This window comes from Paramuribaculum intestinale (assembly GCF_003024925.1).
In the GTDB taxonomy this organism is placed as follows: domain Bacteria; phylum Bacteroidota; class Bacteroidia; order Bacteroidales; family Muribaculaceae; genus Paramuribaculum; species Paramuribaculum intestinale.
This window is the reverse complement of record NZ_PUED01000028.1, coordinates 1-19,692: the sequence shown is the minus strand read 5'-3', so window position 1 is coordinate 19,692 and position 19,692 is coordinate 1. Positions and strand designations below refer to the sequence as shown.

At 58.2% G+C, this 19,692-nt stretch carries 16 protein-coding genes and 1 pseudogene; 4 read left to right on the top strand and 13 right to left on the bottom strand.

The features are described from left to right. On the bottom strand, nucleotides 1-2,890 hold a 2,890-nt coding region (locus tag C5O24_RS03820; protein WP_107681480.1), incomplete at its 3' end, for a glycoside hydrolase family 2 TIM barrel-domain containing protein. 129 nt (nucleotides 2,891-3,019) lie between these two features. Between C5O24_RS03820 and C5O24_RS03815 the strand changes: the two genes are divergently transcribed. Further along, a complete protein-coding gene (locus C5O24_RS03815; RefSeq protein WP_107035679.1) occupies nucleotides 3,020-5,491 on the top strand; it encodes a S9 family peptidase in 2,472 nt (823 codons plus the stop codon). 110 nt (nucleotides 5,492-5,601) lie between these two features. On the opposite strand, the gene C5O24_RS13760 is transcribed toward C5O24_RS03815, so the two are convergent. From C5O24_RS13760 to tsaD, 4 genes are all read right to left on the bottom strand, one after another. Continuing rightward, nucleotides 5,602-6,204, bottom strand: a complete 603-nt coding sequence (locus C5O24_RS13760) for a hypothetical protein (RefSeq protein WP_107035639.1) — start codon at nucleotides 6,202-6,204, stop codon at nucleotides 5,602-5,604. A gap of 27 nt (nucleotides 6,205-6,231) precedes the next feature. Then, nucleotides 6,232-7,665 carry a C10 family peptidase gene (locus tag C5O24_RS03800; protein ID WP_107035638.1) on the bottom strand — a complete coding sequence of 478 codons (1,434 nt, stop codon included), beginning with the start codon at nucleotides 7,663-7,665 and terminating at the stop codon, nucleotides 6,232-6,234. Between the two features lie 205 nt (nucleotides 7,666-7,870). Then, complete coding sequence (locus C5O24_RS03795; protein ID WP_107035637.1) at nucleotides 7,871-9,121, bottom strand: CinA family nicotinamide mononucleotide deamidase-related protein; 1,251 nt, start codon at nucleotides 9,119-9,121, stop codon at nucleotides 7,871-7,873. A 50-nt stretch (nucleotides 9,122-9,171) separates the two neighbouring features. After that, entirely contained in the window at nucleotides 9,172-10,188 is a 1,017-nt protein-coding gene (gene tsaD, locus C5O24_RS03790) for a tRNA (adenosine(37)-N6)-threonylcarbamoyltransferase complex transferase subunit TsaD (protein WP_107035636.1), read from the bottom strand. Nucleotides 10,189-10,298: 110 nt separating this feature from the next. On the opposite strand from tsaD, the gene C5O24_RS03785 reads away from it, so the two are divergent. Then, on the top strand, nucleotides 10,299-10,793 hold the full coding sequence (locus tag C5O24_RS03785; RefSeq protein WP_107035635.1) for a DUF6808 domain-containing protein: 495 nt from the start codon (nucleotides 10,299-10,301) through the stop codon (nucleotides 10,791-10,793). Here C5O24_RS03785 and nfo read toward each other — a convergent pair. Beyond that, complete coding sequence (gene nfo, locus C5O24_RS03780; RefSeq protein ID WP_107035634.1) at nucleotides 10,781-11,632, bottom strand: deoxyribonuclease IV; 852 nt, start codon at nucleotides 11,630-11,632, stop codon at nucleotides 10,781-10,783. The two genes, C5O24_RS03785 and nfo, sit on opposite strands and share 13 nt — an antisense overlap. A gap of 178 nt (nucleotides 11,633-11,810) precedes the next feature. Here nfo and C5O24_RS03775 point away from each other — a divergent pair, with 178 nt between their 5' ends. Next, nucleotides 11,811-12,857, top strand: coding sequence for a linear amide C-N hydrolase (locus tag C5O24_RS03775; RefSeq protein WP_107035633.1), 1,047 nt, complete (start codon nucleotides 11,811-11,813; stop codon nucleotides 12,855-12,857). Between the two features lie 75 nt (nucleotides 12,858-12,932). On the opposite strand, the gene glsA is transcribed toward C5O24_RS03775, so the two are convergent. From glsA to panC, 6 genes are read right to left on the bottom strand one after another with little or no spacing between them, the layout of a single operon-like run. After that, on the bottom strand, nucleotides 12,933-13,751 hold the full coding sequence (glsA, locus tag C5O24_RS03770; RefSeq protein ID WP_107035632.1) for a 1-acyl-sn-glycerol-3-phosphate acyltransferase: 819 nt from the start codon (nucleotides 13,749-13,751) through the stop codon (nucleotides 12,933-12,935). After that, nucleotides 13,748-14,797: a CapA family protein gene (locus C5O24_RS03765; protein WP_107681477.1), complete on the bottom strand. Its 1,050-nt coding sequence runs from the start codon at nucleotides 14,795-14,797 to the stop codon at nucleotides 13,748-13,750. Before C5O24_RS03765 ends, glsA begins: the two co-directional genes overlap by 4 nt. A 27-nt stretch (nucleotides 14,798-14,824) precedes the next feature. Further along, on the bottom strand, nucleotides 14,825-15,706 hold the full coding sequence (folD, locus tag C5O24_RS03760; protein ID WP_107035630.1) for a bifunctional methylenetetrahydrofolate dehydrogenase/methenyltetrahydrofolate cyclohydrolase FolD: 882 nt from the start codon (nucleotides 15,704-15,706) through the stop codon (nucleotides 14,825-14,827). A 55-nt stretch (nucleotides 15,707-15,761) separates the two neighbouring features. Next, nucleotides 15,762-17,090 carry a signal recognition particle protein gene (ffh, locus tag C5O24_RS03755; protein ID WP_107035629.1) on the bottom strand — a complete coding sequence of 443 codons (1,329 nt, stop codon included), beginning with the start codon at nucleotides 17,088-17,090 and terminating at the stop codon, nucleotides 15,762-15,764. A 24-nt stretch (nucleotides 17,091-17,114) separates the two neighbouring features. Further along, nucleotides 17,115-17,468 (bottom strand): aspartate 1-decarboxylase, encoded by a 354-nt coding sequence (panD, locus tag C5O24_RS03750; RefSeq protein ID WP_107035628.1) that lies wholly within the window; start codon nucleotides 17,466-17,468, stop codon nucleotides 17,115-17,117. Between the two features lie 19 nt (nucleotides 17,469-17,487). After that, nucleotides 17,488-18,351: a pantoate--beta-alanine ligase gene (gene panC, locus C5O24_RS03745; RefSeq protein WP_107035627.1), complete on the bottom strand. Its 864-nt coding sequence runs from the start codon at nucleotides 18,349-18,351 to the stop codon at nucleotides 17,488-17,490. Between the two features lie 109 nt (nucleotides 18,352-18,460). Here panC and recR point away from each other — a divergent pair, with 109 nt between their 5' ends. Beyond that, nucleotides 18,461-19,075, top strand: coding sequence for a recombination mediator RecR (gene recR, locus C5O24_RS03740; RefSeq protein WP_107681476.1), 615 nt, complete (start codon nucleotides 18,461-18,463; stop codon nucleotides 19,073-19,075). On the opposite strand, the pseudogene C5O24_RS03735 reads toward recR, so the two are convergent. Next, nucleotides 19,076-19,692: pseudogene (locus C5O24_RS03735) on the bottom strand (iron-containing alcohol dehydrogenase); the annotation flags it as partial.

Below are 19,692 nucleotides of genomic sequence, written 5' to 3'. Positions count from 1 at the left end.
ATTCAACGGTGTAATGGAGAGCCGATGCCGAGAAGGGTTCCGCTGCCTGGAATTCGAGTCCGCGTCCGGCATGGTTGACCTGCTTCCAGTAGCGGATGTCGGTCTTGGTGCCTGTCTCCTGCGGACGGATGTAGGGGTAGAACTGTTCGTCGACGGTCTGGTCATACACTCCGAGGTCGGCGGCCTGTGTGCGGTCGATATAGTTCTCTATCGGTCCGCGGCCGTAATAGACGATGTGGTCGAAATTCTCCGGCATCTGCATCTGCATTCCGAACCGGAAGAGGTCGCTGACCTTGGCGCCGGGTGTGGCAGTCAGGTGTTCGTTGACAAGCACTGCTCCCTCGTTGTTGACTGTATAGGTCATCTCGAGAGTGGACTGTACTGAGGGCATGTCGTAGAGAGCCTTTATGACGGCGAGTCCGTCGGAATTCTTGTCGGCGGTGAGGCTCTTGAGCTTCATTTCGGGGTTGAGCCATGCGCGGTAGCGGTTCTGGAGGTTTGCTCCGAAATCATTGTCGGTCGGTGCGCGCCAGAAGTTGGGCTTGAGGCACGAGCCGTCGAGTATCATTTCCGTGCCGTCGACATCGTAGCGTGTCATGAAGCCGGTCTGCCGGTTGAAATCGATGCGCACTCCGGGCGCCTCGACCACGATCACTGTGCGGAGATTGTCCTTGATCGTAGGCTGTGTGACAGGTGTGTTGGCCAGTGTGCGGTTGGCTATGGTCAGCTCGGGAGCCTCGTAGGGTCTGATGACGGTCTGCTGGCGGTCGAGCACTGTGCCTGCGTCGATGATGCCTTCACTGTCCTTGGTCTTGACCGCTGTGTTGAGAAGCCATTCGCCCTGATCAGTCACCTTTCCGTAGGGGATAGTGATGCGGGCGTGCTGCTGCGGAGCGGCCTTGAGGTTGTCGATCACGCCTGATCTCACGGGCTGACCGTCGTGGAGCAGCGTCCATTCGAGCACACGGTTGCCGAGGTCGCTGAAGAAGTATTCGTTATAGAGATCAAACTGTCCTTCGGTGCCTTCCACCGGCGTGAGCCATACGTTCTGCATGACGCGTTTTGCCTCGTGTGCGTGGGGATTGAGGCGGCGGTCGGGGTTGACAAGGCCGTTATTGCAGAAGTTGTAGTCGTGGCGCGGGTCATATTCGTTGAAGTCGCCGGCATAGGCGAATATCTCTTTGCCCGACTTGCCTTTCCATCTGGGAGACTGGTCGACGAAGTCCCAGATGAAACCGCCCTGCAGGTTGGGGTATTTGCGGATCACGTCCCAGTATTCCTTGAAGCCGCCTTCGGAGTTGCCCATCGCGTGGGCATACTCACACTGTATCATCGGTTTGGTGCGGTCGGTGCGTTTGCCGTAGTCCTCCATGCCTTTGGGGCTGACATACATGGGGCAGTAGATGTCGGTGTGGTCGGAATATCCGGCACGCTCGTACTGCACCGGGCGGCTCTGGTCCATGGCCTTGACGGCTTTGTAGGCGGTGACGAAGTTCACTCCGTCGCCGGCCTCGTTGCCGAGGCTCCAGAAGATGATGCTGGGGTGGTTGTAGTTGCGTGCCACGTTGCGCTCGTTGCGCTCAATGTGGGGTTTTTCGAACTCGGGGAATTTGGCGAGTGATTTTTCGCCGTAGCCCATGCCGTGGCTCTCGATGTTGGCCTCGGCCACCACGTAGATGCCGTAGCGGTCGCAGAGGTCATACCATTCGTTAGCGTCGGGGTAGTGGCATGTGCGCACGGCGTTGAGGTTGAGTTCCTTCATGATCTTGATGTCCTGAAGCATGCGCTCGCGGCTCACGTAGTATCCGCCGTCGGGATCGAGTTCGTGACGGTCGGCGCCCTTGAAGAGCACAGGCTTGCCGTTGACGAGCACCTGATCGCCTTTGAGCTCGATCTTGCGGAAGCCTACAGCCACGGGTATGGTTTCGTGTCCGCCGGCCAGAGTGGCTTCAAGCCGGTAGAGGCTTGGTGTTTCGGCTGTCCATTTTTCGGGCGCAGCCACTTCCATCACGGCTTTGCCGCTGCCTTTGACGGTGGTATGCGTCACTTCCTTGCCCTGCGGATCGTAGAGCCGCAGGTCGGTGGTGCCGTTGCCCTTGAGCTTGATGTCGACAGTCAGGCGTCCGTCGCGATAGTCGTTGACGAGGTCGGGCACCACGCGGATGTCTTCCACTCGGTTTTTGTCGCGGGCATAGAGATAGCAGTCGCGTCCGACTCCGCTGTAGCGCATGAAGTCCTGGTCCTCGAAATATGTGCCGTCGCTCCATCTCATCACCTGAAAGGCGATGAGATTCTCTTTGCCGGGCACGAGATAGGGGGTGAGGTCGAATTCCTGTTCAAGCTTCGAGTCCTCTCCGTAGCCGACATATCGGCCGTTGACCCAAAGATACATGTTGGACGAAACGGCTCCGAAATGTGCTATGATGTCTTTGCCTTTCCAGTCGGCGGGTATGACGAATGTGCGGCGGTATGATCCTACGTGGTTGTTTTCTGTGGGCACCTTCGGTGGATCGCTCTCAAACTGGTAGTTCCACGGGTATCCGGGGTTGATATACAGCGGATCACCGTAGCCGTTAAGTTCCCATATGGCCGGAACTTCGAGGGTGTCCCATCCCTTGTCGTTGAAGTTTTTGGTGAAGAAGTCGGTGGGGCGCGACGTGTAGTCCTTTACCCAGTTGAATTTCCACGGCCCGTTGAGGGTCATGAAGTTGGATGAGTTTTCCTTGACTCCCGCCTCTGCGGCTTTCTTGCTCTCGTAGGCGAAGTAGGCGCTGTGCATCGGTGCGCGGTTCACTTCGTTGACCTTCTGGTCGTGCCATTCGGTGAAGGTCTGCGCTCCGGCTCCGAGTGTCGCGGCGAAAGCCAGCCCGAGTAATACTGCTTTTTTCATGTGGATTTATCAGGTAGATTAGTTGTTTTCACAAAGGTAGTGAAAATTTATGAGCCGGCAGTCCATTTATGCGGCTGCTTGCTCTTTTTTATGTAACTTTGAGGATTGAAATGTAAACCAGTCATGATAATGGAAAAACCGATATTTATCGCGGCGGCGTTGGCCGTCGCTGTGGGGTCGTCGGCTGTTGCCGCCGCTGCTGCCGTCCCCGACACAGTCGCAGTGGAGACACCGGTGTATTATGTCCCGACGGCGGTGGCTATGCCGGTTATGGTCGATTCGACCGATGTCAGCGCCAAGAGTTTTGATGCGGGATCGCTCCTCAGGAGCATGCCGCGGCTCGATGCTATGGCTCCGGTCGTGGACGCTCCGGCAAGAGATGCGTCGAAAGCCGAGGTGGGGGCGCTCTCTTTCCGGCTCGAAAACCGGTCGTTCGGCAAGGTGCGTCTGACCGTGGAGGGCGCCGACCGCTATCTGCTCACCGTGGACGGCCGCAAAACAGCCGCCGGCGAGGAGCTGCAGCTGTCGCCCGCCACCCATCGGGTGGAGCTTGCATGGCTGCGTGTGCCGGGCGATACGGCCGGAGTGCCTAAAGTGGGCTATGTCACGGCCACACCCGAGCGCTTCAGCGTCAGAAACGACGGCAAGCGCATGTACACTTTGGAGGATGTGCTGAGCGGCCGTCGTGTGAGGTCGGTCAGTGTGGCTCCGTCGGGGCAGTATCTTCTGTCCAGATATGAGGAGGCGCGTCCCGACGGTACGGTGGAGCGTTATTCGCTGCTCTCCGGTCCGAAGGGTTTCGTGCGCGGCCGGCGCGAGCGCGCCGACGTGGCGTGGATGCCGGTCACCGACCGATATTACTATACGGCCGAGGGAACGACTGGGCGCGAACTGCGTGCCGTCGACGCCGCATCGGGCGAGGAGAGCATACTGGCCACCGGTCTGCCTCAGGGTTATTTCACGATCGCTCCCGACGAGCGCACACTGATCTTTTACGTGGCCGAAGAGGGGCATAAGGAGAATCCCGACGTGTATCGCATCTCGGAGCCTGAGGACCGTCAGCCCGGCTGGCGCACACGCCATCAGCTTGCGGCCTACGATCTCGCCACAGGAATAATGCGTCCGCTGACTTTCGGACATACCGCCGCCCAGCTTCTCGACATAAGCGGCGATTCGCGCGAACTGCTCGTGCGCCTGTCGCGCAGCCGGCTGGAGAAGCGTCCTACCACGGTGTCGACCATAGCCATACTGAATCTCGACGACATGAGCCTTGACACCATAGTGGCCGACGACGGATTTATCGGCACGGCCATATTCTCGCCCGACGCCTCGCAGGTGGCGATCACCGGTTCGCCGGAGGCACTCGGCGGCATAGGCAACTGTGTGCCGCAGGGGCGTGTGCCTTCTATGGTAGACAATCAGCTCTATGTATATTCGCGTGGCGACCGCAGTTTCCGGGCAATGACACGCGATTTTGACCCGAGCGTGGAGAGCGTGGAGTGGAGCCGTGCCGACGGCAAGGTGTATTTCACCGCCGAAAACCGCGACATGAAGAGCCTCTACCGCATGGATCCGAAGTCGGGACGGATAGCGATGATAGCGCTTCCTGAGGAGATGATCGGATCATTCTCTGTTCCGGCAAAGGGTGCTATGGCTGCGTTTACGGGGCATGGGGCGCAGAATCCCGACCGTCTTTACCGTCTGGATCTCCGCAAGGATGCGGCCTCGCTGCTCGACGAGCCTATGGCCGAGCGGCTTGCCGACGTGGAGCTTGGCGAATTCCACCCCTGGAGTTTCGTGAACTCGCGCGGCGACAGCATTCATGGCCGCTACTATCTGCCCCCGTCGTTCGATCCGTCGCGCAAATACCCGATGATCGTCAACTATTACGGCGGTTGCTCGCCTACGGGACGCGATTTCGAGAGCCGTTATCCCCATAATGCCTACACTCAGCTCGGCTACGTGGTCTATGTGCTCAATCCGAGCGGAGCGGCCGGCTTCGGTCAGGAGTTTTCGTCGCGCCATGTGAATACCGCCGGTCAGGGTGTGGCCGAGGATATTATCGAGGGCACGAAGAAGTTCTGCGGCGAGCATCCGTGGGTCGATTCGTCGAAAATCGGCTGTATCGGTGCTTCCTACGGCGGCTTCATGACGCAGTATCTGCAGACCGTCACCGACATTTTCGCCGCGGCGATATCCCACGCGGGCATCAGCGACCACACGAGCTACTGGGGTGAAGGCTACTGGGGCTACTCCTACAGCGAGGTGTCGATGGGAGGTTCGTATCCGTGGACGCGCAAGGATCTGTATGTCGACCAAAGCCCTCTTTTCAGAGCCGACAAGATCCACACTCCGCTGCTTTTCCTCCACGGCGACAAGGATGTGAATGTGCCTGTCGGAGAGAGCATACAGATGTTTACGGCGCTCAAACTTCTTGGCCGTCCTACGGCTTTCGTGGCAGTCAAGGATCAGGATCATCACATACTCGACTACGACAAGCGCCGCCGCTGGCAGGATACTATCTTCGCATGGTTTGCCCGCTGGCTTCAGGACGATCCGGAATGGTGGGACACACTCTATCCGGCAGTCCCCGGCGAGTGATCCACCGGCATAAAGCATAACAAAGGCCCTGCGTCCATGAATAGGTCAGTGACGCAGGGCCTTGTGTTATGATGGGCAGATGGGAGCGGGTGGGTGCGGCCGGTCGGAGATCAGAATGTGAGCGATGCGCCTATTTCTAGGCGGCGGAGCGATGCGTCGATAATCCAGTCGCCTCGGCCGAGGCATCCCGGCGCTTCTCCTTTGTAAAAACGGTGCGAATCGTTGAAGCCAAGAAAGAGATAACGCAGTTTAATATCTACAGGACTCTTTGGAATACGGTATGCGAAGCACGGCGTCACTCCTGCTTCTGTCATATTGCTTGAGCCGTGCCAACCGTTATCTTTATCCCCTTCAAAAAAGTTGTATAGTATATGAGCTTCCGCGATTAAACGGAATCCTCGTGGAAACCTCAAAAAGCTCCATTCGCCATATACGCCTATGCCGGAATAATGCTCGTTCTCATCGTTTTGCCCTTCATAGCGATACAGCAGGCCAGCTTCCCAGGCGGAATTGAAACGATATCCTATCCGGGGTGTGATTACAGGATGGTAATCGTCACTTTCCCAATATCCACCGTAAGTGATCTTTTTATGATAATGGCTGCAGCCGAAAAATGCAGAGGCCGTAATGCCACGGTCGTCGCCGAAGTCGATAGCCTTAATTTGGCAGAGGGTGCAGACGACAATTACAGTTAAAGTTATGATTCTTTTCATTGCGCGTTCTTATGGATTTGAAATCGTTTATAGAGGCCGGATGTACAATGTGACTCGGTGGTCTTTATAGTTACGGCTTTCTCCATTGTCTAAATTTATCTTTATATTGGTATCGTCGAAATATGCGTCATATAACCCCTTAGCTCCCCAGTTGTAGTGGAAACGTAAAGGTGTGTATGATGTTTGAGTGTATTTCTTGTATGCTTCGATCATAAGATCTGGAATGATAGAGGCTTCCGGACGATAGTCAATCGTCATGACACGGATTTCATATCCGTTCTGTCCACGCTCATATCCGTCACATACCCAGGCGTGTGCTTTATTCGCAGTGTAGTCTTGTCCGCAAATAAATACAGGAAATCTTTTTGACACTTCCTTGAGGACGCCTTCCGTGTCGTAATTCTGATATGTCACTTTATATCCATTCCTTTCAAGATATGCCTTTGCATCGAGGTTGTCGCAGGGAGTTCCATTAGGGGAAAAGACTGCTCCCATGTTGTCGCCTAAATGATACAGGAATCTTTCGGTAGCATCACAAAAGCCGTTATCCTGAATCTCATTCCAGTTGAAGGATGACGGATACTTGTGAAAATACATGATTTGGCCGACAGCTATTGTTGAACAGCCCAAAGGCCATGCGTTTGGTACATACATGTTGAAAGGAATATCCTGATGCCATTTTGTCGTTAGTAATTGTGTCCGAGTATACTGGCTTATTTCTCTGCGCAGAACGATGGTGGAGCTTTCTATGGATCCGTAGTTTGCGTTTCCCCATTGCAGCAGCTGCGACTGGATTTCGCTCTTGATCATTGGCGATAGGTTGGCATATTCCGAAGTTCTCATATAATCTTCGTAGAGATATACCGTGAGATTGGAATCCATTGACCATCGGGCAAGGCTGTCGTAATAGACCTGCGGCTTGTCGGGCGCTCCGCTTCTCGAATCCGATATGAGCTCTTTCTTATCCGTGTCAAGGGAGGTCCATAGCGATGCAATCGATGCTTTCACCTCGGGGTCGAATGAATCGGCATGGCTGATCTTGAATTTCTGCTCTGCGATCCAGATGTTTACCGGATGGTCGGGCGAGATGTTGTTGATGTCGAAATTGCCGTGGTCGCTTTCTGCGATAACCGGGAGATAGTCCTTTGATGCTGACACTATGACAAAGCCCCGGTTATTGGCAAAGTTGACGATATACATCTGTGCGATTCCTAGACTGTCGGTCAGACTTTCGACGGATTTGATCTCTGTTTCGGCAGCTCGAGAACCCTGCGGAGCGAGTTGGGTCAGGGCAATCTGCATAGCCTTGGCTTCCGTGACTATGGATGACGTGTCAGGGACGATCGTGGTGATTGGTGTACGAGACGGTTCTTCTACGGTAGGGGGCGGCTCGGAGATGCTGTCATTGCAAGAAAACAGCAGGGTGGCGGTGGATAAGGCCACGAGGATATTGGTTTTCATGATCGGTTGGTTTTTCTTGATTGTTAACGGACGTTTGCAAATGTATTAATATAAAATCAGAAAAACAAAGCGAAAAGAAGTTAAAGAAGTGTGGTGTCGTGTTTTTTACACAAAAAAGTGGTTGCAAGGATTCGTCCCGCAGGCTTATAGAGGTTGCCGACGGGTGTTAAGGCTGCTGCTTACGATGCGATAAAAAGGGGTGGAGTCAGGGATGGGACTGGAGCTCGCGGATGGCGCGGATTATGGCGGTGGTGGTGGCGCGGTCGATGACGCGCTCGCGGTTGCCGGGAAAATGGAATGTGTCGGCCCATAGTCCCCAGGGGGTGGCTACGGCGATGCAGACGGTTCCGACCGGTTTTCCTGGCACAGCCCCGCCGGGGCCGGCAATGCCGCTTGTGGCCAGAGCGATGTCGCATCCGAGAGCTTTGCGTGCGCCCGAAGCCATCTCTTTGACTACGGGGATGCTTACTGCGCCGTGGGCTTCGAGCGATGCCTCGCTGACTTCGAGCAGACGCCGTTTCACGTCGTTGGAGTATGACACGACTCCTCCGAGCATGGCTGCGGAGCTGCCCGGCTCGGCAGTGATCGTGTGGGCAATGTTGCCTCCTGTGCAGCTTTCGGCGGTGCCTACAGTCAGATGGCGTTCGACAAGCATGTCGAGCAGGCATCGTGCGGGAGTGATGTCGCCGCGACACATAAGGTTGCCGGCAGCAAGTAGGGCGAGTTCGTCGGCAAGGCGGTCGATCTCCTTTTTCAGAAATCCGGCATCGGTGTGGCGTCCGTCGATACGCAGCCTGACCACTCCGGGCTTGGGAAGATATGCCAGATGGGCGTAGGGCGGAAGCGCGCTCTCCCAGGGGGCGAGGCGTGTGGCCAGCGCCGATTCCGAAATGTCGGCCAAGACGAGGGTGCGGTGTTCGATATGGTCGGGCGAGGGGAATCGCTGAAGGAGCATCGGCATTACTGCCGACGAGAACATCTCGCGGGTTTCAAACGGCACTCCGGGCATCGCCACGAGTATATGGCCGTCGGTGCGTTCAAACCACATCAGGGGGGCTGTGCCGACGCGGTTCTGGATCACGCGGCATGATGTGGGCACGATGGCCTGTGCTGCTGTGAGATCGTTGAGTTTCAGTCCGCGGCGTTCCACTACTTCACGCACATTGGCCAGCACGTCGGGATCCTCGCGCAGTTCTCCGCCGAAAATGTCGGTGAGCACGGCTTTGGTGATGTCGTCTTTGGTTGGTCCGAGTCCGCCGGTGGTGAGTACCACCGGTGTGGAGTCGAGTGCACGGCCGACAGCTTCGCGAATGGCTTCGCGGTCGTCGGCCACTGTCATCACCTGCTCCACTTCCCATCCGTGGGGAGCCATGAGCCGGGCAATCATGCCGCTGTTGGTGTCGGTGACCTGTCCGATGAGAAGTTCGTCGCCGATAACGATAATGGTAGTTTTCATTGCTGTGTGGTTGATGTTTCCGACTTTCAGGCGTGTGATATGTGATGGTGTCAGACGGTGACGCGTGCGAACGGGGCTTCGGAGTAGGAGCAGAAATCCTTGTCGAGATACTTGAAATGTCCGGCTATGGCTACCATGGCGGCGTTGTCGGTGGTGAAGGCGCGCTGCGGTATGAAGGCTTCTACTCCCTCTTCGCGGCAGAGCTGCGCGACGGCCTCGCGCACTCCCGAATTGGCCGAGACGCCTCCGCCGATGGCCACGGTGGCCACGCGTGTCTGCCGGATGGCTTTGCGTAGCTTGTCGATGAGTATCTCTATGATGGTGTGCTGGAGCGATGCGGCCAGGTCGGCCTTGTTGGCCTCGATGAATCCGGGGTCGCCGGCGAGGGCGTAGCGGAGTGTGTAGAGAAACGATGTCTTCAGTCCGCTGAAACTGTAGTCGAGTCCGGCGATGTGTGGTCGGGCGAACCGGAAACGCAGGGGATCGCCCTGCGCCGCGAGCCGGTCGATGTGGGGGCCTCCTGGATAGGGGAGTCCCATCACTTTGGCGCACTTGTCGAATGCCTCTCCGGCGGCGTCGTCGATGGTCTGTCCGAGTATCTCCATGTCGGAGTGTGAACGGACGAGTATTATCTGGCTGTTGCCACCCGATACGAGCAGGCACAGATAGGGGAACTGCGGGACGCGGTCGTCGGGATTGTTGCGGATGAAGTGTGACAGCACGTGGGCGTGGAGATGGTTCACGTCGATGATCGGTATGCGGAGTCCGAGCGACATCCCTTTGGCGAACGATGTGCCGACGAGGAGCGATCCGAGCAGCCCGGGGCCGCGGGTGAACGCGATGGCCGAGAGGTCGGAGGGGCGGAGCGATGCCCGGCGGAGCGCGGCGTCGACCACCGGAACGATGTTTTGCTGATGGGCGCGCGAGGCCAGTTCGGGCACTACGCCGCCATATTCCTCATGGACGCTCTGGGAGGCTATGACGTTGGAGAGCAGGAGGCCGTCGGATATGATGGCCGCCGAGGTGTCGTCGCACGACGATTCGATGCCCAATATGTTGATGCTCATAAGTGGTAGAAGTGATTCGTTGTTTCTTCGGTGCAAAGTTAGCTTTTTGGCGTCAATGCGACAAATGCGCGCTGACATGGATGCGTGTCGGAGTTAATTTTGCAGTCGTTATGGAAATGCTGAGATGTATATTTGTGGCGGTTTTGGCCGCGGCTGCGGGTTTCGTGGCCGGAGTGAGTGTGGGGTGTAAGGAGAGTGCCGCGGGCGTGTGCCGGACGGTCGAGGTGGTGCGTGACACGGTGACGGTGCGCGACACAATTGTCGTGGAGCGGCCTGTGGCGGTGGAGCGCCGCGTGACCGACACGATAATGGTGCGTGTGGCGGCGACTGATACGTGTGCGGCGTTGACGGACAGCGTCGACGTGCTTCTTCGGGCCGAGAGCGTGCGTTATGCCGGCGACCGCTATGAGGCATGGGTGAGCGGTTACCGCCCGCGGCTCGACAGTCTGCGCATCTATGGCGAGGATCGTGTGGTGAACAGTGTCGTGGCTGTTCCGGCTACAGGCCGGCGTCGCCGCTGGGGTGTAGGCGTGGCGGCGGGGGTGGCTCTGACTCCGTCGGGCGTCGGGCCGGGAGTAGTGGTAGGGGTCACTTATTCGCTCTGACCGGCAAAGGCTTTCAGGCGCGCGATCTCTTCGGACCAGAGCGATGTGTCGGGTGTTTCGAGTATCAGCGGTATGCCGTCAAACCGCTGATCGGCCATCAGACGGCTGAAGAAGTCGATGCCTATGGCTCCGAGTCCGAGCGATTCGTGCCGGTCGACGCGCGATCCGAGTCCGCGCTTGGAGTCGTTGATATGCATGGCGCTCAGATAGGCCAGCCCGACGGTGTCGTCAAATTCCCGCCATGTGGCCTCGTAGCCTTCGGGGGTGGCAAGATCGTAGCCTGCGGCGAAGGCGTGGCAGGTGTCGATACACACTCCGATGCGGGTCTTGTCGGTCACGCGGTCGATGATCCTGGCGAGCTGTGAGAATGAGAATCCGAGGTTGGTGCCTTGCCCGGCGGTGTTTTCTATGACGGCTTTCACTCCCTGAGTGCGGTCGAGGGTGAGGTTGATGGAGTCGGCGATGCGGTCGAGGCAGTCGTCGGTCGTAATGGCTTTGAGGTGGCTTCCTGGATGGAAGTTGAGCATTGTCAGTCCGAGCTGTTCGCAGCGTTTCATTTCGTCGAGAAATGCCTCGCGGCTCTTTTCGAGTTTTTCGGGATCGGGTGCGCCGAGATTGATCAGATAGCTGTCGTGGGGCAGTATGGCGTCGGGTGTGAATCCGAGTCTGAGGCAATTGTCTTTGAATGCCTGAGCCTCGGCCTCTTTGATGGCCGGCGATGTCCATCGCGACGGATTGCGGGTGAACAATGCGAATGCGTTGGCTCCTATGGCCGCGGCGTTGACCGGGGCGCTGCTTACGCCCTTTTCGGCAGATACGTGTGCTCCTATCAGTTTCATGCGGCAAATGTAGGAAAAAATCGCGAGAAACTCCGTCAGTCATGCGATAAACAAACATTCGGCGGAACATCCGGCACGGTTTCCGGCGCGGAGGATGAAATAATGACGTGGCGTGCGGGCGAACCACCTGCGCTGCGGTATTGTTGTAATGGGGTAAACAAGTAACTCCGGATATATTATGAATATCAAGAAACTAATGCTGTCGACGCTCGCTGTGGCTGCAGCTGCCGTGGCTTCGACGCCGCAGGCCGAAGCCTGTTCACGTGTTTTGTACCGTGGCGACTCCACGCTGCTGATCGTGGGCCGTTCGCTCGACTGGAAGACGCCTATCCCGACAAATCTGTATGTGTATCCGCGCGGCATGGCCAAGCAGGGGAGTCCGGCTCCCAATGCCGTGAAGTGGACGTCGAAATACGGTGCGGTTTATGCCGTGGGCTATGACGGCGGCATCACCGAGGGAATGAACGAGAAGGGTCTGGTGATAAACGGCCTGTTCTGCAAGGGAACGGTCTACAGCAATGATTCGGTCAGCGGACGTCCGCCGATGTCTCTGGCCATGTTCATCGGCTGGCTTCTCGACATGAACGCCACTACGCCCGAGGTGGTGAAGGTGTTGCGCGAGCAGAATTTCGATCTGTCGGGGGCTTCGTTTGACGGAGGCACGACCTCTACGCTCCATTGGGGTATCACCGACGCCGAGGGACGGAGCGCGATCCTTGAGTTTGACCACGGCAATGTGCGTGTGTATGAAGGCACCGACATGCCGGTGATGACCAATGATCCGCCTTATCCGCAGATGATGGCCATAGAGGATTACTGGGAAAAGGTGGGTGGCGCCAACATGCTTCCGGGCACAGTGAAGAGTCCCGACCGTTTTGTGCGCGGCACGTTTTTTGCAAATCATGTGGAGCGTACCGACGACCGCCGTATCGGTCTGACGATAATCAGGAGCATCCTGATGAATGTGTCGGTGCCCTATCAGTACACGGTCGAAGCGGAGCCCAACGTATCGTCGACGCAGTGGCGGTCGTTTGCCAATCTGACCGACAGGCTGTATTATTTCGACATTGTGACCAATCCGGGTCTGGTATATGTGGATCTCGGCAAGATGGATCTCCGTGCCGGTCAGCCCGTCAGGAAGCTTGATACTTCCACGCTTGGCGATGCCGCCGGTGAGGTGAATTCGATGATGAAGGTGTCGGAGGGATTCAAGCCGATGTATTGAACCGATTTTTTCTTCCGAACGATACTGCAGGGGGCTGCGCCGCATGGCGTGGCTCCTTATTCCAGATCAGGGCGGTCAGAGAGTGTAGACTGTGGCCCGGATCTGATCGGCTATGGTCTGCGGCCGGCCTCCGGCGATGCTTTCGGGGGTGATGGGGTGTCCGATGCGGATCTCGAAGTGCGATCCGCGGTGGCGGAACACTTCGCGCGGGAGCAGCGCCATCTCAATGTTGAGCTTCAGGCCTGATCGCTGGCGCAGCCGTGCGAACCGGTAGAATGAGGGAGAGTTGATGCCGGAGAATCTGACGGGCACTATGGTGCGTCCGCTGCGCAGGGCGCGGTTGACGAATGTCGGACGCCAGCGGAGGTCGGCGATCGTGCCGCCGGGCAACTGGCGTGAGCATAGTCCGGCGGGAAACATTATCACCGGCCGGTCGGATGCGAACGCTCTGTCGACGGCCTCGGATGCTTCGCGCGACTGTGCGCCATGTTTGTTTATGGGCAGGAATACTCCTGCAAGGGGAGTTATGGCCATGAGCAGGTCGTTGACCATCACTATTGGCTGGCATCCGTAGCGGCGGGCCGCCCAGTCGATCAGTGTTATGCCGTCGAGTCCTCCGAGAGGATGGTTGGAGGCTATGATGACGCGTGTGGTGTCGGGCAGACGCTGCTCTGCTGTGGTTGTGTAGCTGACACTGAGGTGGTCGAGGGCTGCGTGGCAGAACTCCGCTCCGCGCAGGTGGCCGGCATGGTCGAGCACTTCGTTCATCTCCCGCTGGCATATAAGGCGCTCGAGCCAGGCGATCAGCCGCCGTGGAATCCAGCGCATACGCCGGTCGCCGAGGCGGCTTCGCAGCACTCTCTCCAGATCTATCCGCAGGCGGTCGTCGGTCATGGGGCTTTGACGTTTTTATTGTGTTGACGGAGTATTTCGGGGGCGCGTCGTGCAAATTCGATCCTTTGCTCTTCGGCCTCCTGGTCGTCGTGGATCGGCCGGTCGGCTCTGACCACTCTGAAAGGCTCTCCGGGACGCGAGGGGGTGACGGTAAAGAGCAGATGACTTTCGGCACGGTCGATGTAGGGACGTCCGAGCCTGTCGCGCCGGAGCGTCACGCTGACGGCTGCTCCTCCGCGGGTGTCGGGTGTGCGCATGGCCGACAGGAAGTTGCCGAGCGAGTAGACGGTAAGATGCCGGCGTCCGGCTGAGTCGGCGGCCATTTCGGCCGGCTGTATGACGTGGGGATGCGATCCGATGACCATATCGGCTCCGGCGCGGTGTATGCGGCTGCCGGTGTCGCGCTGCGACTGTTCGGGCAGCATCCGGTATTCCACTCCCCAGTGGATGCAAACGGCCACGAGTTCGACTCCCCGGCTGCGCGCGCGGGCTATGTCGGCTTCGATGAGGCTGACGTCGATAGGGTCAACTGCCACGGCGGCTCCGTGACGGATGCCGTTGGTGCCGTAGGTGTAGTTGAGAAATCCGATGCGGAATCCGTTGACGTCGGCTATATGCAGCGCCAGAGAGTCGCGGACGGAGGCGGGGCTGTAGGTGCCGATATGCGGCATCGCGAGGGAGTCGAGCACGGCTATGGTGCGCTGCAGTCCGCGGTCGCGCCGGTCGAGGCAGTGGTTGTTGGCGGTGAGTGTTAGATCAAATCCGGCGTCGCGCAGCGCCTGTGCATAGGAGTCGGGCGCGCTGAACATCGGGTAGCCCGTATATGGCTCTCCGCCGAGCGGTGCTTCGAGATTGACCACGGCATAGTCGGCTTCGCTCACCCACCGGCGTATGGAGTCGAAGCAGGCGTCGAAGCTGTGTGTGCCGTCGGGCTGCAGTGCGGCGTCGATCTGCCGCTGGTGCATCATGGCGTCGCCCACAAAGAGCAGCTCCGCCTCTTCGGGGGCGCAGAGCAGCCATGCGAGCGATACGAGCAGCCCGATCATAGGTCAAGCGAAGGTGTGGTGTGGAGGTCAGTCGTAGATCTCGTGGCGTGCGGCCAGCAGGGTGTTCTGCATCAGCGAGCAGATAGTCATGGGGCCTACACCTCCGGGCACGGGTGTGATCCAGGAGCAGATCGGAGCGACGTTTTCGAAGTCGACGTCGCCGCAGAGTCGGAATCCGCTCTTGCGCGAGGGGTCGGGCACGCGTGTGGTGCCTACGTCGATGATGACGGCTCCGGGTTTTACCATGTCGGCTGTGACGAAACCTGGCTGTCCGAGCGCGGCGATGATAATGTCGGCGCGGCGGGTGTGCTCTTTAAGGTCGCGTGTGGCCGAATGGCAGACGGTGACGGTGCAGTCGCCGGGGTTGTGTTTCTGCATGAGCAGCTGTGCCACAGGCTTGCCTACGATGTTGCTGCGTCCGAGCACCACGCATTCGGCGCCTTTGGTGGGTATGCCGTGACGTCCGAGAAGCTCAACGATGCCGGCGGGTGTGGCGGGCAGGAAGCAGGGGAGTCCGATCGACATGCGTCCTACGTTGACGGGATGAAATCCGTCGACATCCTTTCGGTAGTCTATGGCCTGTATGACGCGCTGTTCGGATATATGGCGCGGCAGCGGCAGCTGCACGATGAATCCGTCGACGTCAGCGTCGGCGTTGAGCCGTGCTATAGCTTCGAGGAGCTGGGTCTCTTCCACCGTGTCCTCAAAGCGTATGAGCGTGGAGCGGAATCCGCAGCGCTCGCAGGCTTTCACCTTGTTGGCAACGTATGTTTCGGAGCCGCCGTCGTGTCCTACCAGTATGGCTGCGAGGTGGGGTCGTTTGCGGCCCTCGGCCACCATCTGCTCCACTGTGGCCGCTATCTCGGCCTTGATTGCTTCGGCTGTCGCCTTTCCGTCGATAAGTTTCATCTATTGTATGTGTCGGTTGATATTCTTTCGGTTGGTGTGGCCGGTGTGTGCGATTTCAGCGCCGGCGCATCTGCCTCATCATCTTCATGGGGTTTTTCATGCTCGTGGCGGCCTTCATCATCTTGCGGGTGTCGTCAAACTGCTTGAGCAGGCGGTTGACCTCCTGAACCGTAGTGCCTGATCCCTTGGCAATGCGCTGACGCCGGCTGCCGTTGATGATCTCCGGATGCTGGCGCTCATAGCGTGTCATGGAGCTGATGATGGCCTCCACGCCCTTGAAGGCGTTGTCGTCGATGTCGATGTCCTTGATCATCTTGCCCACTCCGGGTATCATCGATGCGAGATCCTTGATGTTGCCCATCTTTTTGATCTGCTGTATCTGCGCCATGAAGTCCTCCAGATTGAACTGGTTTTTGGCTATCTTCTTCTGCAGTTCGCGCGCCTCTTTCTCGTCGATGGCCTTCTGGGCTTTTTCCACGAGCGATACGATGTCGCCCATGCCCAGTATGCGGTCGGCCATTCGTGCGGGGTGGAAATAGTCGAGTGCATCGAGTTTTTCGCCCGTTCCGACGAATTTGATGGGCTTTGTCACTACTGTGCGTATCGACAGCGCCGCGCCGCCGCGGGTGTCGCCGTCGAGCTTGGTGAGCACCACTCCGTCGAAGTCGAGGCGGTCGTTGAATTCCTTGGCTGTGTTGACGGCGTCCTGACCGGTCATGGCGTCAACCACAAAGAGTGTTTCCTGCGGCTTGACGGCTTTTTTGATGGCTTCGATCTCGTCCATCATCTCCTCGTCGACGGCGAGTCGGCCGGCGGTGTCGACGATCACGAGGTCAAAGTGGTTCTGTCTGGCATATTGAATGGCGTTGGATGCGATCTCCACGGGGTTGCGGTTGCCCTCCTCGGTGTAGACGGGCACCTCGATCTGCTCGCCGAGCACTTTGAGCTGGTCGATGGCGGCGGGACGGTAGACGTCGCAGGCCACGAGCAGCGGGCGTTTGGCTTTCTCGCTCTTGAGCTTGCGGGCGAGTTTGCCTGAGAAAGTGGTCTTACCCGATCCCTGCAGACCCGACATGAGTATGACGGCGGGCTGTCCCTGCACGTTGATCTGTGCGGTTTCGCCGCCCATGAGTTCGGTCAGCTCGTCGTGGACGATCTTTACCATCATCTCGTTGGGCTTGACGGCATTGAGCACGTCGCGTCCGAGCGCCTTGGTCTTTACGGTGTCGGTAAACTGTTTGGCTACCTTATAGTTTACGTCGGCGTCGAGCAGAGCCCTGCGCACGTCCTTGAGCGTTTCCGCTACGTTGATTTCTGTGATTTTGCCTTGACCCTTCAGAAGCTTGAAGCTGCGTTCGAGTCGTTCGCTTAGGTTCTCAAACATGCGAGTGTACGGGGTGGGTTATGGTTAGTTGATGAGTCGGTTGGTGTCGGTGTCGGGAAATACCACCTTGGGCTTCCATGTGCGTGCCTCTTCGGGAGTCATGGCGGCGTAGCTCATGATTATGACTATATCGCCTCGGTGCACCTTGCGTGCGGCCGCTCCGTTGAGACATATGGTGCCTGATCCGGGTTCTCCTTCTATGACGTAGGTGTCGAAACGCTCGCCGTTGTTGTTGTCGACGATGTAGACTCTTTCGCCTGCTATTATTCCGGCCGCGTCCATCAGTTGGCGGTCGATGGTGATAGATCCGATGTAGTCGAGATTGGCCTCGGTCACTCTCACTCTGTGGATCTTTGATTTCAATACTTCGATTGTCATCTTGCGGGTATGATATGCCTCAGCTCCGGTGGCTGAGGGTGTATTTTATGTTGTCGATGAGTCTGACGTCGCCACACCATACGGTGACGCATCCTACGGCTTCAGCCTTGTCGGAGGGCCACTCGCCGAGGGGCTGCATGGTCAGCGGGTCGACGATCTCGTAGTATTCCACCTCCATTCCGGGGAAGGAGTTGATGGTGTCGGTGACATGTTCCACTGTCTGGCGGAGCGAGTGTCCGTCGGCCGCATAGGCGAGGCTGGCTTCAAGGGCGCGGTGTATTTCGGGGGCTATGGCGCGCTGCTCGGGAGTGAGCCTGACGTTGCGGCTCGAGAGTGCGAGTCCGTCGGGCTCGCGGCATATCGGGCAGTCGACTATCTCCACCGGGAGTTTTTCGATCTCCACCATGCGGCGTATGACGGCTATCTGCTGGAAGTCTTTCTCTCCGAAATAGGCTCTGTCGGGGGAGGCCATGACCATGAGGCGGCTCACCACCTGAGCCACGCCGTTGAAATGACCGGGACGCATGGCTCCCTCCATCACCTGTGCGACGGGGCCGAGGTCGAACACCCGTGTGTCGGGCTCGGGATACATCTCTTCGACTGTGGGGATGAAGGCCACGTCGACGCCGGCGGCTTCGAGCAGACGGCAGTCGGCCTCCTCGGTGCGAGGGTATGTGCGAAGGTCGTCGGGGTTGTTGAACTGTGTGGGATTGACAAACACGCTGACCACGGTGAATCCGTTCTCTTTCATCGAACGGTCGACGAGCGACATGTGTCCCGCATGGAGAGCGCCCATTGTGGGCACCAGTCCTATGGATCTGTTTTTGCTGCGTGCGTCGGCCACGGCTTTGTGCAGTCCGCGCACTGTGCGTATGATTTCCATCTGGATATCTGCTTTCAATATTGATGACGCAAAGTTACGAAATTCCCGCCACACTACAAAAAATCGGTCTATGCCCGCGGTGTCGGAATAAATAGCTACCTTTGCGGGTATGGAACAGGAATATCCTTCGCCGCTGCTTGAAGCGGCTGTGGCCCGGCTGTCGAGTCTGCCGGGGATAGGCCGACGCACGGCTCTGCGTCTGGCTCTGCATCTGCTGCGGCGCGATGTGTCGGAGGCTGTCGCGCTCGGTCAGGCTATAATGGATCTGCGTCGCGACATACGCTACTGCTCTGTGTGTCACAATATATCAGACGACGAGGTGTGTCCGATATGCTCGTCGGCCGGACGCGACCGTTCGACGGTGTGCGTGGTGGAGAATGTGCGCGACGTGATGTCGGTGGAGCGCACGGGGCAGTACAACGGACTGTATCATGTGCTCGGAGGGGTCATATCGCCGGTCGACGGTATCGGCCCCGATATGCTCGAGATCGACTCGCTTGTGGAGAGGGTCAGAGCCGGAGGTATCGGGGAGGTGATACTCGCTCTGCCGGCCACGATGGAGGGAGATACGACCGATTTCTATATCTACCGCAGGCTGGAGGGTGTGGCCGGACTGCGGGTGACACAGCTTGCGAGAGGCATGGCCGTGGGCAACGATATCGAGTACACCGACGAGCTTACGCTCGGGCGTTCGCTGCTTCAGCGCACCCCTTTCGGTGTCTGATCAGAAGTCGGCAAGGGTGTAGATCTCGCGGGTGTCGTCGGCGCGCAGACGCAGGTAGCCTCCTATCTCCTCGCCCTTGTTTTCGTGAAGCTTGGCCACGAGCAGATCTATGTCGGGGTGTTCCACCCCAAGGGCGGCGAAGCTGACAGGCAGACCGATGGAGGTGTAGAATGCTTTCAGGCGGCCAATGCCTTCAAGGGCGGCGCTGGTGTCGTCGGGGTCGTTGACGTCAAACACACGGCGTCCGAACTGTGCTATTTTGCCGGGGCTGCGCATGGCCATGAATGTCATCCAGGCTGGAAACACTACGGCAAGGCCTGCGCCGTGGGTGACTCCGTAGACAGCCGAGATCTCGTGTTCCATGGCGTGGCTGGTCCAGTCCTCGCGGCGTCCGGTGCCGCAGATGCCGTTGTGGGCAAGTGTTCCCGCCCACATGATATTGGCTCGTGCCTCGTAGTCGTCGGGTCGGCTCATAGCTTTGGTCGCTTCCTCTATGATGGCCTTGAGCAGTCCCTCGGCAAGGCGGTCGGTCACCTCGCAGTCGGGCGTGGGTGTGAAATATCGTTCCATTATGTGAGCCATCATGTCGGCAATGCCGGCGGCGGTCTGGCATGGGG

What these genes read in the sequence shown, in the direction of transcription:
- C5O24_RS03815 (WP_107035679.1), top strand. Translation starts at nt 3,020, where the DNA reads ATGGAAAAACCGATATTTATCGCGGCGGCGTTGGCCGTCGCTGTGGGG.
- C5O24_RS13760 (WP_107035639.1), bottom strand. Translation starts at nt 6,204, where the DNA reads ATGAAAAGAATCATAACTTTAACTGTAATTGTCGTCTGCACCCTCTGC.
- C5O24_RS03800 (WP_107035638.1), bottom strand. Translation starts at nt 7,665, where the DNA reads ATGAAAACCAATATCCTCGTGGCCTTATCCACCGCCACCCTGCTGTTT.
- C5O24_RS03795 (WP_107035637.1), bottom strand. Translation starts at nt 9,121, where the DNA reads ATGAAAACTACCATTATCGTTATCGGCGACGAACTTCTCATCGGACAG.
- tsaD (WP_107035636.1), bottom strand. Translation starts at nt 10,188, where the DNA reads ATGAGCATCAACATATTGGGCATCGAATCGTCGTGCGACGACACCTCG.
- C5O24_RS03785 (WP_107035635.1), top strand. Translation starts at nt 10,299, where the DNA reads ATGGAAATGCTGAGATGTATATTTGTGGCGGTTTTGGCCGCGGCTGCG.
- nfo (WP_107035634.1), bottom strand. Translation starts at nt 11,632, where the DNA reads ATGAAACTGATAGGAGCACACGTATCTGCCGAAAAGGGCGTAAGCAGC.
- C5O24_RS03775 (WP_107035633.1), top strand. Translation starts at nt 11,811, where the DNA reads ATGAATATCAAGAAACTAATGCTGTCGACGCTCGCTGTGGCTGCAGCT.
- glsA (WP_107035632.1), bottom strand. Translation starts at nt 13,751, where the DNA reads ATGACCGACGACCGCCTGCGGATAGATCTGGAGAGAGTGCTGCGAAGC.
- C5O24_RS03765 (WP_107681477.1), bottom strand. Translation starts at nt 14,797, where the DNA reads ATGATCGGGCTGCTCGTATCGCTCGCATGGCTGCTCTGCGCCCCCGAA.
- folD (WP_107035630.1), bottom strand. Translation starts at nt 15,706, where the DNA reads ATGAAACTTATCGACGGAAAGGCGACAGCCGAAGCAATCAAGGCCGAG.
- ffh (WP_107035629.1), bottom strand. Translation starts at nt 17,090, where the DNA reads ATGTTTGAGAACCTAAGCGAACGACTCGAACGCAGCTTCAAGCTTCTG.
- panD (WP_107035628.1), bottom strand. Translation starts at nt 17,468, where the DNA reads ATGACAATCGAAGTATTGAAATCAAAGATCCACAGAGTGAGAGTGACC.
- panC (WP_107035627.1), bottom strand. Translation starts at nt 18,351, where the DNA reads ATGGAAATCATACGCACAGTGCGCGGACTGCACAAAGCCGTGGCCGAC.
- recR (WP_107681476.1), top strand. Translation starts at nt 18,461, where the DNA reads ATGGAACAGGAATATCCTTCGCCGCTGCTTGAAGCGGCTGTGGCCCGG.